The sequence below is a fragment of the Nocardioides sp. T5 genome (assembly GCF_048161455.1).
Classification (GTDB): domain Bacteria; phylum Actinomycetota; class Actinomycetes; order Propionibacteriales; family Nocardioidaceae; genus Nocardioides.
Genome location: NZ_CP182415.1, coordinates 4,188,244 through 4,203,541, shown reverse-complemented (window position 1 = coordinate 4,203,541; position 15,298 = coordinate 4,188,244). Strand labels below are relative to the sequence as shown.

The 15,298-nt window shown below is 73.2% G+C and carries 16 protein-coding genes and 1 pseudogene; 9 read left to right on the top strand and 8 right to left on the bottom strand.

Going from position 1 to position 15,298, the window contains the following annotated elements; all coding sequences use genetic code 11:
* Positions 1-3: 3 nt before the first annotated feature.
* On the bottom strand, positions 4-1,293 hold the full coding sequence (locus tag ACNKF0_RS20575; protein WP_416954649.1) for an aminoglycoside phosphotransferase family protein: 1,290 nt from the start codon (positions 1,291-1,293) through the stop codon (positions 4-6).
* A gap of 101 nt (positions 1,294-1,394) precedes the next feature.
* On the opposite strand from ACNKF0_RS20575, the gene ACNKF0_RS20570 reads away from it, so the two are divergent.
* The gene (locus ACNKF0_RS20570; RefSeq protein ID WP_416954648.1) at positions 1,395-2,423 is read left to right on the top strand and encodes a M48 family metallopeptidase; all 1,029 of its coding nucleotides are present in this window, start codon (positions 1,395-1,397) and stop codon (positions 2,421-2,423) included.
* Between the two features lie 88 nt (positions 2,424-2,511).
* Here ACNKF0_RS20570 and ACNKF0_RS20565 read toward each other — a convergent pair whose 3' ends face one another.
* The 4 genes from ACNKF0_RS20565 to ACNKF0_RS20550 all read right to left on the bottom strand — a co-directional run bounded on the left by ACNKF0_RS20565 (position 2,512) and on the right by ACNKF0_RS20550 (position 5,420).
* Positions 2,512-2,655: a hypothetical protein gene (locus tag ACNKF0_RS20565; RefSeq protein ID WP_165355940.1), complete on the bottom strand. Its 144-nt coding sequence runs from the start codon at positions 2,653-2,655 to the stop codon at positions 2,512-2,514.
* A 152-nt stretch (positions 2,656-2,807) separates the two neighbouring features.
* Complete coding sequence (locus ACNKF0_RS20560) at positions 2,808-3,689, bottom strand: HpcH/HpaI aldolase/citrate lyase family protein (protein ID WP_416954647.1); 882 nt, start codon at positions 3,687-3,689, stop codon at positions 2,808-2,810.
* A gap of 1 nt (position 3,690) precedes the next feature.
* The gene (locus ACNKF0_RS20555) at positions 3,691-4,788 is read right to left on the bottom strand and encodes an HpcH/HpaI aldolase/citrate lyase family protein (RefSeq protein ID WP_416954646.1); all 1,098 of its coding nucleotides are present in this window, start codon (positions 4,786-4,788) and stop codon (positions 3,691-3,693) included.
* 65 nt (positions 4,789-4,853) lie between these two features.
* The gene (locus ACNKF0_RS20550) at positions 4,854-5,420 is read right to left on the bottom strand and encodes a DUF1992 domain-containing protein (protein ID WP_416954645.1); all 567 of its coding nucleotides are present in this window, start codon (positions 5,418-5,420) and stop codon (positions 4,854-4,856) included.
* Positions 5,421-5,672: 252 nt separating this feature from the next.
* Here ACNKF0_RS20550 and ACNKF0_RS20545 point away from each other — a divergent pair, with 252 nt between their 5' ends.
* From ACNKF0_RS20545 to ACNKF0_RS20530, 4 genes are all read left to right on the top strand, one after another.
* Positions 5,673-6,608 (top strand): hypothetical protein, encoded by a 936-nt coding sequence (locus ACNKF0_RS20545; RefSeq protein WP_416954644.1) that lies wholly within the window; start codon positions 5,673-5,675, stop codon positions 6,606-6,608.
* A gap of 119 nt (positions 6,609-6,727) precedes the next feature.
* Positions 6,728-7,960, top strand: coding sequence for a 4-alpha-glucanotransferase (locus ACNKF0_RS20540; protein WP_416954643.1), 1,233 nt, complete (start codon positions 6,728-6,730; stop codon positions 7,958-7,960).
* A gap of 77 nt (positions 7,961-8,037) precedes the next feature.
* A complete protein-coding gene (locus ACNKF0_RS20535; protein ID WP_416954642.1) occupies positions 8,038-8,292 on the top strand; it encodes a PspC domain-containing protein in 255 nt (84 codons plus the stop codon).
* Between the two features lie 52 nt (positions 8,293-8,344).
* Entirely contained in the window at positions 8,345-8,974 is a 630-nt protein-coding gene (locus tag ACNKF0_RS20530) for a maleylpyruvate isomerase family mycothiol-dependent enzyme (protein ID WP_416954641.1), read from the top strand.
* An 11-nt stretch (positions 8,975-8,985) separates the two neighbouring features.
* On the opposite strand, the gene ACNKF0_RS20525 is transcribed toward ACNKF0_RS20530, so the two are convergent.
* Positions 8,986-10,449 carry an MFS transporter gene (locus tag ACNKF0_RS20525; RefSeq protein WP_416954640.1) on the bottom strand — a complete coding sequence of 488 codons (1,464 nt, stop codon included), beginning with the start codon at positions 10,447-10,449 and terminating at the stop codon, positions 8,986-8,988.
* Positions 10,446-11,792 (bottom strand): M20/M25/M40 family metallo-hydrolase, encoded by a 1,347-nt coding sequence (locus ACNKF0_RS20520; RefSeq protein ID WP_416954639.1) that lies wholly within the window; start codon positions 11,790-11,792, stop codon positions 10,446-10,448. Before ACNKF0_RS20520 ends, ACNKF0_RS20525 begins: the two co-directional genes overlap by 4 nt.
* A 132-nt stretch (positions 11,793-11,924) precedes the next feature.
* Between ACNKF0_RS20520 and ACNKF0_RS20515 the strand changes: the two genes are divergently transcribed.
* The 4 genes and pseudogenes from ACNKF0_RS20515 to ACNKF0_RS20500 all read left to right on the top strand — a co-directional run bounded on the left by ACNKF0_RS20515 (position 11,925) and on the right by ACNKF0_RS20500 (position 14,755).
* Entirely contained in the window at positions 11,925-12,065 is a 141-nt protein-coding gene (locus ACNKF0_RS20515) for a hypothetical protein (protein ID WP_299931351.1), read from the top strand.
* 97 nt (positions 12,066-12,162) lie between these two features.
* Positions 12,163-13,353, top strand: a pseudogene (locus ACNKF0_RS20510) (ABC transporter transmembrane domain-containing protein); the annotation flags it as partial.
* Positions 13,354-13,505: 152 nt separating this feature from the next.
* On the top strand, positions 13,506-13,904 hold the full coding sequence (locus ACNKF0_RS20505; RefSeq protein ID WP_416954638.1) for an ATP-binding cassette domain-containing protein: 399 nt from the start codon (positions 13,506-13,508) through the stop codon (positions 13,902-13,904).
* Positions 13,901-14,755, top strand: a complete 855-nt coding sequence (locus tag ACNKF0_RS20500) for a serine/threonine-protein kinase (RefSeq protein WP_416954637.1) — start codon at positions 13,901-13,903, stop codon at positions 14,753-14,755. The genes ACNKF0_RS20505 and ACNKF0_RS20500 overlap by 4 nt, the downstream gene beginning before the upstream one ends.
* On the opposite strand, the gene ACNKF0_RS20495 is transcribed toward ACNKF0_RS20500, so the two are convergent.
* Positions 14,702-15,298 (bottom strand): nitroreductase family protein, encoded by a 597-nt coding sequence (locus ACNKF0_RS20495; protein ID WP_416954636.1) that lies wholly within the window; start codon positions 15,296-15,298, stop codon positions 14,702-14,704. The two genes, ACNKF0_RS20500 and ACNKF0_RS20495, sit on opposite strands and share 54 nt — an antisense overlap.

Below are 15,298 nucleotides of genomic sequence, written 5' to 3'. Positions count from 1 at the left end.
CCGTCAGCGGACGAGGTCGAGCAGCGCGCTCGTGAGCCGGGCGACCGTGCCGGTGAAGTCGCCCGAGCCGTCCTCGGATGCGGTGGCGATGTGGGCGAAGGTGACGGTCTGGAAGACGAGGTCGGCCAGCGGCGCGAGCTCGAGCGCGCGGTCGACATCGGCCTCGGGGAAGGCATCGCGCCACGGCCGGGCGTGCGCCTGCATCACCCGCTCCGCCTCGCCATCACCGGTCCCGTACCAGTCGAGCACGCGCGCCAGGTGGCTGCCGTCGAGGAACGGGTGGGTCACGCAGCCGTCCGTCCAGTCGAAGATCCGCACCTCGCGCCCGTCGTAGGCGACGTTGCCCGGGTGCAGGTCGCCGTGCGAGAGGGTGTCGGGGATCCCGCACCCCCAGAACTCACGCACCAGCGCCTCGGCGCGCGGGGCCGCGGTCGCCAGCTCCTGCCGCTCGCCGTCGGTGAGCAGGGCCATCTCCGGGCTGGCGGCCAGCACGGCGTGCCATGCCTCGAGGGTGGCCTCCAGGCCGCGTTCGGGGCAGCCCGCCGCCCGCAGCTCGTCGAGCCAGTCGAGCGCCGCGATCTGGGCCTGCGCCCATGCGGGCGCCACCGCGTCCACCGCTCCCGGGGCACGGTCCCGGTCCGAGGCACCTCGCATCGGCTCCATGAGCAGCCAGCCGGCCTCGTCGTCCGCGCCCGCCAGCACCGGCACCAGGTGGCCGATCCGCCGGGCGAGGCGGTGCACGATCGCTGCCTCGGCGATGAAGTGGTCGCAGCACGCCTTGAACCACAGCGTGCCGCGGTCGGTCGGCACCTCGAAGACGGCAGAGATGCCCCAGACCCGGTGCGTCCGGAGCGGGCCGGTGCGGCGGCGGTCGGTCCCGGCAAGCTGCTGGTCGACCCACCCCTCGACGTGGTCGTGCCAGCCCGCCCGGAACCAGGCCGGTCGGCGCGGCGGGGCCTCGTCGTCGTACTGCTGCAGTGCTGTCCGGACGGGCGACCGCCACGGTTCGGCGAGGTCGTCGACCGCGCGCCACGTGACGCCCGCGGGAGCCGGGCCGCGCAGGGCGAGGACGTGCAACAACCCGGGCCGGACGTCGTCGTCCTCCGGGGTCAGCATCACGACCGGCGCCGCGTGCACCCCGTCGCCGACCAGCGTGGTGGCGTACGCCGTGGGCTCAGGCGCGTCGTCGTCCGCGCGGTCCTGCACGAAGCTCGGCAGCGACCCGTCGGGGCCGACCAGGACGGTGCCGTCGCGGACGAGGGCGACGTGGTGCGTGCGCTGCGAGCCGGCCATGCCCGGAATCATCGCCGTGCGGCTCGCTCGTCGTCACCCGATTTCGACGCGGTCCGGGCGAACCCGCGACACGACGCGGCCGCGTAGGTCAGGATCCCCCCATGGCATCGGGGGAGAAGAAGCCGGCGCGTGCGCGCGCCGTGCTCACGGACATCAGCTCGCGGGCGTGGGAGCACCCCGCCGACAAGGGCGCACTGGTCGCGCTGCGCAAGCTCAAGGGCTTCGACGTGCTGCTCAAGACCATGTCGGGGGTCTTCCGGGAGCGGGCCTGGCGGTTGACGCTGCTCGGCTCGGCCGTGCGCGTCGACGAGCGCCAGTTCGCGCGCCTGCACCGGCTGCTCGCGGAGGTCGGCCGCAGCCTCGACGTCAGCGACCTGCCGGAGCTCTACGTCCAGGCCGACCCCACGCTCGGTGCCGTCACGGTCGGCATGGACCGGCCGATCATCGTGCTGTCCTCGGGCCTGGTGCACCACCTCGACGACGACGAGCTGCGCTTCGTCATCGGTCACGAGCTCGGGCACGCCGTCAGCGGGCACGCCGTCTATCGCACGCTCCTGGTGCGGCTGCTGGGCCTCGGCGGCCTGCTCTACGCGATCCCCGGCGGCGCCATCGGCATCCGGATGATCACCGTCGGCCTGCTGGAGTGGTCGCGCAAGGCCGAGCTGTCGGCCGACCGCGCCGGCCTGCTGGCCAGCCAGGACCCCACCGCCGCGCTGCGCACCCACATGAAGCTCGCCAGCGGTGGCACCCTCGACGAGCTCGACGTCACGTCGTTCCTGTCGCAGGGTGCGGAGTACGACGAGGGTGGCGACGTCCGCGAGTCCCTCATCAAGCTCTCGCTGCTCCAGCAGCAGAGCCACCCGTTCGCGGTGGTCCGCGCGACCGAGCTGCGGCGCTGGATCGACTCGGGCGCCTACACGACGATCCTCGGGGGTGACTACCCGCGCCGCGCCGACGACGACACCGCCTCGGTCAGTGACGCCGCGCAGGAGGCGGCCGCCAGCTACACCGCTGCCTTCGAGCGGACCCAGGACACCCTCGGCCGGCTGGTCCACGACCTCGCCGGCTGGGTGGGCACGGCCAGCTCGTGGCTCAACGACCGCATCCGCCGGGCCAACGAGGGCGCCTGAGCCATCTCCGGATCCTGCCGGTCCGAAAGACAGCTCGGCCCCGGACACCAACGGTGTCCGGGGCCGGAAGCCAGTCAGGCGGTGAGTGTCACCAGACCCGTCGGCTGGAGCCGCCGATCGGCACGAAGTTGAGCACCAGGCCGACGACGATCAGGATGATGCCGATCGTGGTCAGGATGCTCTGCGGGAGCAGGAGTCCGAGGATGAGAAGGATCAGTCCGAGGACAATCATGGGTGTGCCTCCTAGGTGACGCGGGGTGATGCGGCCGGCCCACGGTGGGCGGGGCCGCATCACTCTGGCGGTACCTCCCGCGTTTGGCCAAGTCGGACCCATCCCTGTGGGTGAGGAAGTGTCCACGCTCTGTCCACCCCGTCGGGTGGGGTTCAGGCGGTGCCGAGGCCCCGGATCGCCTCGTCGATCGCCAGCGTGCGGCGGGCCGACTCGACGTGGAGGTTCTCCACCATCTTGCCGTTGTACGTCACGACGCCGGCGCCCTTCCCCTCCTCCCAGGCAGCGATCAGGCCGCGGGCGTCGTCGACCGCGGCCTCGCTGGGGGCGAAGGCCCGGTTGGCGCCCTCGACCTGGCCGGGGTGGATGAGGGTCTTGCCGTCGAAGCCCATCTGGCGCCCCTGCTCGCACTCGGCGAGGAAGCCCTCGGTGTCCTTGACGTCGTTGTAGACCCCGTCGACGACGGCGATGCCGGCGGCCCGACCGGCGAGCAGCGCGGTGTGGAGGCTGGGCAGGATCGGGGCACGACCGGGGACGTGCTCGGCGTACAGCTCCTTGACCAGGTCGTTGGTGCCGAGGACGAAGGCGCCGATCCGCTCGGACGCGCGCGCGATGGCGAGGGCGTCGAGGATCGCGACCGGGGTCTCGACCATCGCCCAGAGCCGGGTGTGGTCGGGCGCGCCGGCCTTCTCCATCGCCGCGACGAGCCGGGCGACGTCGTCGGCGCTGTCGACCTTGGGCACCACGATCGCGGCCGGTCCGGCCTGGCTGGCGGCGACGATGTCGTCGTCGTGCCACTCGGTGCCGAGGCCGTTGACGCGGATGGTGACCGTACGTCGGCCGTAGTCGCCGCTCGCAGCTGCGGCGGCCGCGGCCTCGCGGGCGGCCGGCTTGGCGTCGGGAGCCACGGCGTCCTCGAGGTCGAGGATCAGGCCGTCGCAGGCGATGGTCTTCGCCTTCTCCAGCGCGCGCTCGTTGGAGCTCGGCATGTAGAGGACGGAGCGGAGCGGGGTGAATGCCGTCTCTTGGTGGGTCATCTCAGGCCTCCGTCGCGCTCTGCTGGTCGGGGATGGCGTCGTACTGCTTCTTCAGCTCCGGGTCGATCGCGGCGAGCTCCTCGGCGAGCGCGACCATGACCTGGCACTGCTTGACGGACGCGTCGTCCTCCATCTTGCCGTCGATCATCACCGCGCCGGTGCCGTCGCCCATGGCCGCGATGACGCGGCGGGCGTGCGCGACGTCCTCGACGCTGGGGGAGAAGACCCGGTTGGCGATCGCGATCTGGACCGGGTGGAGCGACCAGGCGCCGACGCAGCCCAGCAGGAACGCGTTGCGGAACTGGTCCTCGCAGGCGACGGTGTCCTTGATGTCCCCGAACGGCCCGTAGTAGGGGTAGATCCCGTGCATCGCGCACGCGTCGACCATGCGCGCGATCGTGTAGTGCCACAGGTCCTGCTGGTACGACGTGCGCTGGGCGTCGTACTGCGGCACGCCGAGGTCGTCCCTCACCGGGTCCTGCCGCACGACGTAACCGGGGTGGCCGCCGCCCACGCGGGTGGTCTTCATCCGACGGTCCGCGGCGAGGTCGGCGGGGCCGAGCGACAGCCCCTGCATGCGCGGGCTGGCGGCGCAGATCTCCTCGATGTTGGCCACGCCGCGCGCCGTCTCGAGGATCGCGTGGACCAGGATCGGCCGGTCGAGGCCGGCCTTGGCCTCGAGCTGGGCGAGCAGCCGGTCGACGTAGTGGATGTCCTCGGCTCCCTGGACCTTCGGCACCATGATCACGTCGAGCTTGTGACCGATCTCGGGCACGAGCGTGGTCAGGTCGTCGAGCACCCACGGGCTGTCGAGCGAGTTGATGCGGGTCCAGAACTGGGTCGGCCCGAACTCCGTGGCCTTCCCGATGTCGACGAGGCCCTGCCGGGACTTCTCCTTGTTCTCCGCCTTGACCGCGTCCTCGAGGTTGCCGAGCAGCACGTCGACCGTGCCGACCATGTCGGGCACCTTCGCGGCCATCTTCTCGTTGCCGGGGTCGAAGAAGTGGATCGCACGGCTCGGCCGGGCAGGGATCTCGCGCGGCGGCGCGGGCGCACCGACGGCGAGCGGGGCGAAGAAGTCCTTGGCGGGGCGTGTCATGGGCGCAAACTACCGTCGTGCGCCGGGCGCCGGATATGACGCATGTCTCCTCCGTGTGAGGCCGGTCAACGCTCGCGCCAGGGTGACCACCACGACCGCTTGCGCGGTGCCGGCCGACTCGCTGCGACGGCTGCGCGCTGCGCCTCGACCCGGGCCGTACGTCGCTCGCGCCACGCGGTCACTTCGGCGTCGACGTCGCGCGGTGCGGTGATCACCGGGGGTCCGCCCTGCAGCTGCCGGCGCGTCTCGACCACCCGCTTGTTGAAGTCGGCGAGCTCGCGCCGTACCTCGCTCTCGGCCGTGATCTCGTCGAGCCGGTCGTCGAGCTCGGCGTCCTCCTTGCGCAGCGCGATGGCCGGGGGGAGCAGCGCGATGTTCTCCCGCTCGACGAGCTTCTTGACCCACCAGTCCGGGTCGTGCTCGACGCCGAGGTCCTCGATCGGCTTGCCCTGCCCGGGCAGGTCGTCGAACTCTCCGCGCTCCATCGCCTGGCGCACCTGCAGGTCCACCCAGGTGGCCTGCTGCGCGATGCGGGCGGCTGCGGCGGAGCGGCCGGTGCGGTCGTCGCGCTCCCGCTCCTTGCGGACAGGCTCGACGCCGGACTCCTCGGGGGACGGCTCGAGGTCGGACATCACGATCACCTCCGTCCGGCCAGCCTAGGCGCCCCTGGCGAGCGGACCCCGGCTCTGCGCACCGACCCCCGCGCTGAACTTCCACGCGCTCGGGTGGAAGTCCATCGCGTGTTGCGCGTGCGGTGCTGCTGAAGGAGCTGAACTTCCACGCGCTCGGGTGGAAATTCATCGGGAGGGCGGGTGGGCGCGGCGGTGTCGGGCGCCTGTGGATGACGTACGACGCCCGCGTCCCGTTCCGGGCACGCTGAGCCGATGCACCGCCGTCGCCCCTTCGACCCCCGTCAGCCGTTCCCGCGGTTCCGTGCGCTGCAGGCCGGCATCCCGCGCGCCACCGTCGACTCGGACGCCTTCAGGCGGCTGCTGCACGGGGTCATCGTGTCCGCCGACGTGCCCGACTCTGCGGTGCTCAGGGTGAAGGCCGCGCTCGCGTGCCACTTCGACAGTGCCTACGCGAGTCACGCCTCGGCGGCGAGGGTCTGGCGTGTCCCGGTGCAGACCCGTCCTGGTGAGCACGTCACCGTCGTCGACCAGGCCCACCGGCTGCGTCGCGCCGGCGTGACCACGTACCACCGGACCGGTGCGCCGGTCGCGATGAAAGAAGGTGTGCGGGTCTCCACGCTCGTCGACCTCTTCGTGGAGCTGGCCGAGGAGCTCTCGCTGGTGGAGCTGGTGGTCGCGGGGGACTGGATGGTGCGTCGCCACCGCGTCCGTCCGAAGGACCTCCGGCGCGCGGCCACGACGGCGACCGGACCACACGCCCGGTTGGCGCGCCGGGCGGCGCGCTACGTCCGCCCCCGGGTGGACTCCCCGATGGAGACCCGGCTGCGGATGCTGATCGTCCTGGCCGGCATGCCTGAGCCCGAGGTCAACGTCTCCGTACGCACGGTCGACGGCCAGGAGGTCCGCCGCTTCGACCTGTGCTGGCCCGAGGTCCGGGTGATCGTGGAGTACGACGGGCGGCACCACGTCGAACGCGTCGAGCAGTGGGAGTCCGACATCGACCGGCGCGAGGAGATCGACGACGAGGAGTGGCGGATCCTGGTGGTCGTCGCGTCCGGCATCTACGTCGATCCGGCACGCACGGTCCGCCGGATCTTCCGGCTGCTCGAGCGACGGGGACTCGAGGGCCTGCCCGCGCGCCCGAGCGAGGACTGGCGACCCCACTTCCCGGGACGGCTCGCCGCCTGAACTTCCACGCGGTCGGGTGGAAGTTCATCGGGGGCTGAGCGTGGAAGCGCGCGATGGGTGCTGAACTTCCACGCGCTCGGGTGGAAGTCCATCCGGGGGTCCCGTGTCAGGCTGGGTGCGTGGACACCTCAGGCATCCCCGACCGGGCCGCCGGCGTCCAGCTCCACGTCACGTCGCTCCCGGGGGGTCGGCTCGGCGAGCCGGCCCGCGACTTCGTCCGGTGGCTCGCGGCCGCCGGCCAGTCGGTGTGGCAGGTCCTGCCCCTCGCCGTCCCCGACCCGCACGGATCGCCGTACGCCTCCCCGTCGGCCTTCGCCGCCTGGCCGGGGCTGCTCGAGGATCCCGGCGCGCCCGTCGACGACGACCAGGTGGCGGAGTTCGCTACCGAGCACGCCTACTGGGCCGGGTCGTGGGCGGCGCACGGAGGGGTGCTCGCCGACCAGGTGCGCTTCGAGCGGGAGTGGTCCGCGCTGCGGTCCTTCGCCGCCGACCACGGCGTCCGGGTGATGGGCGACGTCCCGATCTACGTCGCCGCGGGCAGCGCGGACGTGGTGACCTGGCCGCAGCTCTTCCGCGACGACGCCGTCGCCGGCGTCCCGCCCGATGCCTTCAGCGACACCGGCCAGCTGTGGGGCAACCCGCTCTACGACTGGGACGCGATGACCGCCGACGGCTACCGGTGGTGGGTGGAGCGGCTGCGCCGCAGCCTCGCCCTCTACGACATGGTGCGCCTGGACCACTTCCGGGGCTTCGCGGCCTACTGGGCGGTCCCGGCCGACCACGCGACGGCCGAGCACGGCACCTGGGAGCCCGGGCCCGGGCGCGCGGTCTTCGACGCGGCGGCCGCCGAGCTGGGGCCGTTGCCGGCCGTCGCCGAGGACCTCGGCGTCATCGACGCCCCGGTCGAGGAGCTGCGCGACGCGCTGGGCTTCCCCGGCACGGCGGTGCTGCAGTTCGCCTTCGACCCCGACGGCGAGGACCGCTCCCACGAGCCGGACCACCTCCACCGCGACCAGGTCGTCTACACCGGCACCCACGACAACGACACCGTCGTCGGCTGGTGGGACACGCTGCCGCGGCGGCGGCGCAACGAGGCGCAGCGTGCCTGGCGTGCGGCCGGCACCACGGACCCCGACCCCGCGTGGGCGATGATCCGGCTCGCCCATGCAGCCCCCTGCCGGCTCGCCATGGTGCAGGCGCAGGACGTGCTCTCCCTCGGCTCCGAGGCGCGGATGAACACGCCCGGCACCGCGGCCACGTGGTCCTGGCAGCTCGAACCGGGGACGCTCACCGCAGACCTCGCGGCCCGGTTGCGCGACGTGAGCGAGGAGTCCGGACGCACGCGCGGGTGACTCGGGGTCGGTGGCTCGGGGTCGGGCAAGGGTCGATCCCGATGGCCTGACGCCCGGAACAGGCGCATGCTGGGGACATGGAGAAGATCCGTACGTCCCTCGCCCGGCAGGGCCTCGTCCGCTCGACCGACCGGGCGATCATCGCCGGTGTCTGCGCCGGCGTCGGCCGCCGCATCGGTCTCACGCCGTGGATCACCCGGCTGCTCTTCATCGTGTCGATGATCGCGCTCCCGGGAAGCCAGATCCTGATCTACCCGCTGCTGTGGTTCCTCATGCCGTCCGAGGACAGCATCGAGGCCGCCGCTGCCCGCGGGGAGTTCCCGACGCGCTGACCCAGGACACGCGCGGCGACCGGCTGTCCGTGCGTCCTGTCAGGGTGACCGCATGAGTGACGTGTGGGAGCTGGTGCACCGGGAGCGCGGGGCGCTCGTCGACGACCTGGAGGGGCTGACACCCGAGCAGTGGGAGGTGCCGTCGCTGTGTGGCGGCTGGACGGTGCACGACGTCGCCGCCCACCTCGTCGACAACGCGCGCACCACGAGGCTCGGCATCGTGGTCGCGATGGTGCGGGCGCGCTTCGACTTCGACCGGCAGAACGACACCGGCGTCGCGCGCGAGAAGGGGGCGACCCCGGCCGAGACGCTCGACCGGTTGCGGGCGGTGGCGGGGCGGCGTACGACCCCTCCCGCGCCGCTCGACAGCCGGCTCGTCGAGGAGGTCGTGCACGGGGAGGACGTACGACGCCCGCTCGGCGTGAGCCGCGACTACCCGACGGAGACCGTCGAGCGCGCCCTGGCCCACCAGCTCAGGACGCCGGTCGGGCTGGGCGGCGGCAAGCAACGCGCGGCCGGTCTCCGGCTCGTGGCGACCGACGCCGACTGGTCCCACGGGGAGGGAGCCGAGGTCAGCGGTCCGCTGGTGTCGCTGCTGATGGCCGTCTCGGGTCGGGGTGAGGCGCTCGACGACCTGACCGGACCCGGGCTGGACCGGCTCGAAGGGGCGCTCACGAGCTGACGCGCCGGGGGTCAGTGCGGAACGGTCTCGTTGCGTACGTCGCTGAAGGCGTGGGCCGGCGCGGCGAGCAGCGCGAGCGCTGCGAGGAAGGACGCGCCCGCGCAGACGGCCCAGACGGTGAGGTAGCCGCTGAACGGCGCGACCTGCTCCGACGTCGCGTCGAGCGAACCGGTCGCGGTCAGCGCGATCGCGAAGACGGCCGACGCGATCGCACCCCCGACGGTCTTGGTGCCGTTGGTCATGCCGGTCGCGATGCCGGTGCGCTCGGGCGGTGCCGCGGCCGCCGCGGCGGCGGGCAGCGCGGCGACGAGCGCACCCGACCCGAGCCCGGCTATGCCCATGTTGACCAGGGCGTGCCACGTCTCGGAGTTGAAGGGCAGCCACAGCAGGTAGCCCAGCCCGACGAGGCAGCACGCGACGACCAGCGCGCGTCGTACGCCGCCGAACAGCCGCGTCGTCAACGGCAGCGTGAACGCGCCGATCGCCAGCGTCACGACGTAGAGCCCGATCAGGGTGGAGATGAACGCCGGCTCGGCACCGAGCCCGTAGCCGCGCTCCGCAGGGTCGGCCTGGGCGTAGGTCGACAGCGGGATCTGTCCGCCCAGGACCGGGATGCCGAACAGGAAGGCGGTGACCTGGACCGGCCACTGCGCCGGGCTGGAGAGCAGGCGGACGTCGACGATGGGGTCGGGATGCTGCAGCTCGAAGCGCCAGAAGGCGGCGAACACCGCGACCGACAGCACGATCGTCGACCAGCCGAGCAGGGAGCCCGCGCCGTCGAGGCGCAGCCACACCAGACCGCCCATCAGCACGCCCAGCGCGACGGTGACCAGCGCCAGGCCGGTCCAGTCGATGCCACCGGTGGCGTCGCCGGGTGCCTGCTCGATGCCGAAGAGGATCACGAAGAAGACAGCCGTCACCACGACGGCGGGCAGCGCGAGCAGGAGGTTCATGTCGAGGGAGTCGACGAGCAGGCCGCTGCTGACCGCACCCACGATCACCGCCAGCTCGAGCGAGCCGACGAGGATCGCGGCGCCGCGCCGGGTGAGCAGCTCCTGGCGGCCCGAGCGGCGCGTCCGGCGGTGCACGATCGCGATCTCCAGCGGCAGCCACACGACGTACGCGCCCTGGATCGCCCAGCCGATCAGGAAGGTCGTGAAGGACGGCGCGAACGCCAGCCACCACGAGCCGAGCGCGGTCACGGCGGTCGAGACGAGCAGGACGCGCTTGTGCCCGGACAGGTCGCCGAGCCGCGCGAGGAGCGGGATGCAGAGGGCGCTCACGATCAGCTGCGCGGCCTCGAACCAGTTGATGTCGCCCTCGCTGATCGACAGGTGCTCGGCGATCTGCGGGTAGATCGGCGTGTAGTAGCCCTGCAGGATGCCGCTGGCGAACTCCACCAGCACCAGGAAGCCGACGATCGTGGCGAGGCCCTTGACGGCGGTGCCGGCCGACGAGGTCTGGGTGGTGCTCATCGCGGGAGCCTCTCGATCAGCAGCGTGTACCAGCGGGCGCCGTCGACGAGCGCGGCGACACCGATGTGCTCGTCGTAGGAGTGGATCGCCTCGCGCTGGGCCTTGGTCATCCGGAAGGGGGCGAAGCGGTACACGTGCTCGCTGATCGCGGTGAAGTGCCGCGAGTCGGTCGCAGCCATCATCACGTAGGGCGTCGCGACCGCGTCGGGGAAGACGTCGCCGATGCAGTCCTCGAGCAGCTCGAACGCGTCACCCATCGGCGAGACCGGCGACGGCTCGCCGGACTCGACCACGTCGATGCGGATCGAGTCGTCGTCGACCGCCTTCCTGATGTGCTCGACGACCCCGGCGACCGTGTCGCCGACCATCACCCGGATGTTGAGCCCGGCCTTCGCGGTCGACGCGATCACGTTGAGGGCCGGTGACCCGCTGAGGGTGGTGGCCGCGACCGTCGTACGCGTCATGGCCGCGGCCTCCGGGCCCGCGGCCAGCAGCGCCCGGGTGACCACCGGCGCCAGCCGGTCCGCACGACCGAGCAGGGGGCGCAGCGGCAGGGGCACGTGCGGCGCCAGGCGGCGCATCAGCTCCAGCGTCGATGCGGGCGCGGACGCGGGGAAGGGCGACTTCTCGACGCGCAGGATCGCCCGCGCGATGCGAGCGGTGGGGCCGTTGCGGGCGGGCGTCGAGGCGTGCCCGCCGCGCCCCTCGGCCACCAGCTCGAGCGAGGTGGTGCCCTTCTCGGTGACGCCGATGACGCCCAGCGGCGCCTTCACGCCGGGGAACGCGCCGGCCGCGATCGCGCCGCCCTCGTCGAGCACCAGCCACGGGGTGACGCCGCGTCCGCGCAGCACCTCCACGGCCTCGACCGCTGCGGTGCCGCTGACCTCCTCGTCGCAGCCGAAGGACAGCCAGACGTCCTGCGCGGGCACGTGCCCGGCCTCGAGCAGGCCCTCGACGGCCTCGCAGATCGCGGCGACGCAGCCCTTGTCGTCCAGGGTGCCACGGCCCCAGATCGCCGGCCCGGTGGGGGAGTCGTGGACCTCGCCGCCGAACGGGTCGTGGCGCCACGGCGCGTCGCCGTCGACGGGTACGACGTCGAGGTGGGCCATCAGCACGACCGGTCGCTCGGCGCTCGCGCCGGCCCAGTGGAGGAGCAGCCCGTGGCTGCCGACCCGCGTCAGGTCCAACCGCTCGTGGAGCAGGGGGAACTGCGTCGCGAGCTCGGCCAGCAGCCGGTCGAAGGCGTCGGTGTCGACCCGCGCCGGGTCGCGGTCGGAGACGGTCGGGATGCGGACGAGTGCCTGCAGGGCGGTGACCACACGGTCGGTCATGCGGTCGGTCATGCGCAGAACCTAGCGCCGCTCGGGCGCATGAGGGCGCTCTCACCGACAACTCATCGTCACGTCATGACGGACGACCAGAGTCCTTCTCGTCAGCCGGGGAAGACCCGGACACCGCAACCGAAGGAGGCCACCATGGCCCGCTCCGGAATCCTCACCGCCCTCACGCCGGCCGTCCAGGCCCGCCGCGCCGACTCCTCCAGCGACGACGGACGCCGTCGTCGTCGCCGTCGGCGCCGTCGCAACCGCAGCCGGTCGCGCTCGCGTTCGAGCTGAACGACCCCGCTGCCCCCACGACGGGTGGGTGGCCCCACCGCCGGGCCGCCCACCCGTCCCGCCGTCCCGTCCCCTCGCCCGAGTCGCAGGAGCTCCGATGTCCCTCCGCCGTGTCGCCGGCCTGTTGCGAGCCGCTCCCGAGCAGCAGGCCCTCGTCGACGTCGCCGCCGCGCTCCGTCCGGTCGACATCGCGCGCCGGTTCTGGCCGCGGCTGCGCCCCCTGCGCGGCTGGCTGCTGCTGGGGCTGGTCCTCCTCACGGTCGCGCCGGCGATCGCGGTCGCCGAGGCGTTCCTCTACCAGCGGCTCGTCGACGACGTGCTCGTGCCGGCCGCGTTCGAGCCGCTCCTGGTGCTCGCGCTGCTCTACATCGGCCTCAACCTCGCCAGCGGGATCGTCTCGGGAGCCGACGACTACCTGGCGACGTACGTCTCGCAGCGCTTCCTGGTCGACCTGCGCCGCGACGTGTTCGCCCACGTGCTGTCGCTGCCGGCCGCGACCCACGACCGCCGTCGGCTCGGCGACACCCTCACGCGGCTGACGTCCGACGTCGCCGCGGTCGAGCGGTTCATGGTGTCGCAGGTCAGCGACGGCGTCGGCGCCCTCGTGCGTCTCCTGGTGCTCGCGGTCGCGCTCGTGTGGATGGACTGGCAGCTCGCACTCGCCTCGCTCGTCGTGGTGCCCCTCTTCTGGTGGGTCTCCACCCGCTTCGCCCGGCTCACCCGCGACGTCTCGCGCGAGCGCCGTCGACGCGGAGGCTCGCTCGGCAGCGTCACGGAGGAGGCGCTGGGCAACGCTGCGCTCGTGCAGTCCTACGGCCGCGAGGACCGCGCCGTGGAGTCGTACGACGACCACAACCGCGCCATCGCGGGCGCCGAGCTGGCCGCCAGCCGCATCCGTGCCCTGTTCCTCCCGCTCGTCGACCTCGCCGAGCTGGTCGGCGTGCTGGTCGTCGTCGGGCTCGGCGTCTGGTCGCTGGCCGACGGGCGGCTCACGCTGGGCGGGCTGCTCGCGTTCCTCACCCTCCTCATGCAGTGCTTCGGTCCGGTGCGGACGCTGGCCGACCTCGTGCCTGCCCTCTACTCCGCCAGTGCGGGCGTCGAGCGGGTCGTGGAGCTGCTCGACGAGCCCGCCGGCGGGGACCGCGACGGTGCGACCTCGCTGCCTCCCGGGCCGGGGACGCTGTCGGTGCGCGACGTGTCGTACACCTACCCCGGTGCACCGCGCCCGGCGCTCGAGGCCGTCTCGCTCGACGTCGCTGCGGGCGAGGTGGTGGCGCTCGTCGGTCCCAGCGGCGCGGGCAAGTCCACCCTCGGCCGGCTGCTGGCGCGCCAGGCTCGTCGCCGACTCCGGCGTCGTGGCGATCGACGGGCACGACGTGGCCGCGCACACGGCGGCGTCGGTGCGCGAGGCCGTCACCGTGGTCCACCAGGAGCAGGCTCATGCTCGACGCGACGGTGCACGAGAACCTCGTGCTCGGCCGGCCCGACGCCACGCGCGCCGAGGTGCGCGCGGCGGCCCGCGACGCCGGCGCGCACGACTTCGTCGAGGCGCTGCCGCACGGCTACGGCACGCGCATCGGCCAGCGCGGTCGCACCCTGTCGGGCGGCCAGCGGCAGCGGCTCGCCGTCGCCCGCGCCCTGTTGCGGCCGGGCCGCGTGCTGGTGCTCGACGAGCCGACCACCGGGCTCGACGCCGAGGCCGCGCGGCGGCTGATGGTCGCGCTGACCACCGGCCCGCGCGAGCGGACGGTGGTCGTGCTCACCCACGACCCGGCCGTGCTCGAGCACGTCGATCGCGTGGTGCCGCTCGCCCCGTCCCTCGCGGAGGTGCTCGCATGACCCGGCGACGTACGCCGACGGGGGACCTGCCGGCCGGCTACCGCCCGCTCGCGCTGCTCGCCGACGGTCGCCGGCTCGAGACGTGGGACGCCTGGGACGAGGCGCGCGGCACGCGGTGCGTGGTCAAGCTGCTGCGGGCCGACCGCCGCGACGACCCGCGGGTGCGGCAGGCGGTGCTGCTCGAGGGCCACCTGGCCACGACGCTCGCCCACCCCCACCTCGTGCGCGGCTACGACGTCCTCGACGACCCGCCCACCGCCGTCCTCGAGACGCTGCGCGGCGCGACGCTGTCCGCGCTCATCGAGCACGAGCCGCTCGGCCTCGCGGACGCCGCCGAGCTGGGCTGCCAGCTCGCGTCGGTCCTCGGCTACCTCCACCGCCATGACTGGCTCCACCTCGACCTCAAGCCCGACAACGTGGTGGTCGACCATGGCAAGGCGGTGCTCATCGACCTCAGCCTCACCGGGCGACCCGGCGACGGCAGACCCGGTGCAGGCACGCGCGGCTGGCTCGCGCCCGAGCAGGCGATCGGTCGTGGACTGTCGCCCGCCACCGACGTGTGGGGGCTGGGGATGACGCTCGTCGACGCGCTCGCCCGCACCGCGCCGTACGGCGACGAGGCCACGTGGGAGAGCCGTCGCCGCTGGCCGCTGCTCCACCGCCGGATGCCGCTCGTGCCCCAGGGTCTCGACCTGCTGCCCGAAGAGGTGCGCGAGGTGCTGGGAGCGTGCCTCAGCCGCGACCCCGCCGCGCGCCCGCTGCTCGCACAGGTGCGGTCTGCCCTCGAGCCGCTCCGCTCACCAGCGCCCGCGGTGGACGACGTCCCCGCGCCGCTCGCGACGGGCCGGTGACCCCGCCGCACCGGCGTCGGTCTCGCGGTGGCCGACGGTGATCGCGCCGACCGGTGCGTGGTCCTCCGGGATGCCGAACGCCTCCCGGAAGGTCGGCAGGTGCTCCCCGGGGATGCCGAAGAAGCACGCACCGAGGCCCTCGTCGACCGCGGTCTGCAGGACGAGCAGGGCGGCCATGCCGGCGTCGACCCACCAGTAGGGCACCGGCCAGCGGTCCTCGCTGCGGTCGGTCCAGCCCTTGTCGGGCTGGGCGTAGCGGTCGAGGTAGGCGCTCTTGCTGGTCAGCGGGACGATCACGACCGGCGCGGTGCGCATGCCGTCGAGCCAGGCGTTGCTGGTGCCCGGCTCGGCGCCCGTCGCCTCCCAGAACAGCGCGACGTCCTCTTCGGTGTCGAGCACCAGGAACGCCCAGCCCTGCGTGAAACCTGCGTTGGGCGCGCGCTGGGCGTGCTCGAGCATCCGGTCGACGACGGCCGGGTCGACCGGGCGGTCGGCGTAGCGGCGCACCATCCGGCGACGGCGTACGACGTCGCGGAACTCCAT

Excerpts from the sequence above, each read along its gene's own strand:
- ACNKF0_RS20495 (WP_416954636.1), bottom strand. The coding sequence starts at position 15,298 with ATGGAGTTCCGCGACGTCGTACGCCGTCGCCGGATGGTGCGCCGCTAC.
- ACNKF0_RS20545 (WP_416954644.1), top strand. The coding sequence starts at position 5,673 with ATGCACCGCCGTCGCCCCTTCGACCCCCGTCAGCCGTTCCCGCGGTTC.
- ACNKF0_RS20570 (WP_416954648.1), top strand. The coding sequence starts at position 1,395 with ATGGCATCGGGGGAGAAGAAGCCGGCGCGTGCGCGCGCCGTGCTCACG.
- ACNKF0_RS20565 (WP_165355940.1), bottom strand. The coding sequence starts at position 2,655 with ATGATTGTCCTCGGACTGATCCTTCTCATCCTCGGACTCCTGCTCCCG.
- ACNKF0_RS20555 (WP_416954646.1), bottom strand. The coding sequence starts at position 4,788 with ATGACACGCCCCGCCAAGGACTTCTTCGCCCCGCTCGCCGTCGGTGCG.
- ACNKF0_RS20515 (WP_299931351.1), top strand. The coding sequence starts at position 11,925 with ATGGCCCGCTCCGGAATCCTCACCGCCCTCACGCCGGCCGTCCAGGCC.
- ACNKF0_RS20560 (WP_416954647.1), bottom strand. The coding sequence starts at position 3,689 with ATGACCCACCAAGAGACGGCATTCACCCCGCTCCGCTCCGTCCTCTAC.
- ACNKF0_RS20500 (WP_416954637.1), top strand. The coding sequence starts at position 13,901 with ATGACCCGGCGACGTACGCCGACGGGGGACCTGCCGGCCGGCTACCGC.
- ACNKF0_RS20575 (WP_416954649.1), bottom strand. The coding sequence starts at position 1,293 with ATGGCCGGCTCGCAGCGCACGCACCACGTCGCCCTCGTCCGCGACGGC.
- ACNKF0_RS20535 (WP_416954642.1), top strand. The coding sequence starts at position 8,038 with ATGGAGAAGATCCGTACGTCCCTCGCCCGGCAGGGCCTCGTCCGCTCG.
- ACNKF0_RS20505 (WP_416954638.1), top strand. The coding sequence starts at position 13,506 with ATGCTCGACGCGACGGTGCACGAGAACCTCGTGCTCGGCCGGCCCGAC.
- ACNKF0_RS20525 (WP_416954640.1), bottom strand. The coding sequence starts at position 10,449 with ATGAGCACCACCCAGACCTCGTCGGCCGGCACCGCCGTCAAGGGCCTC.
- ACNKF0_RS20550 (WP_416954645.1), bottom strand. The coding sequence starts at position 5,420 with ATGTCCGACCTCGAGCCGTCCCCCGAGGAGTCCGGCGTCGAGCCTGTC.
- ACNKF0_RS20530 (WP_416954641.1), top strand. The coding sequence starts at position 8,345 with ATGAGTGACGTGTGGGAGCTGGTGCACCGGGAGCGCGGGGCGCTCGTC.
- ACNKF0_RS20520 (WP_416954639.1), bottom strand. The coding sequence starts at position 11,792 with ATGACCGACCGCATGACCGACCGTGTGGTCACCGCCCTGCAGGCACTC.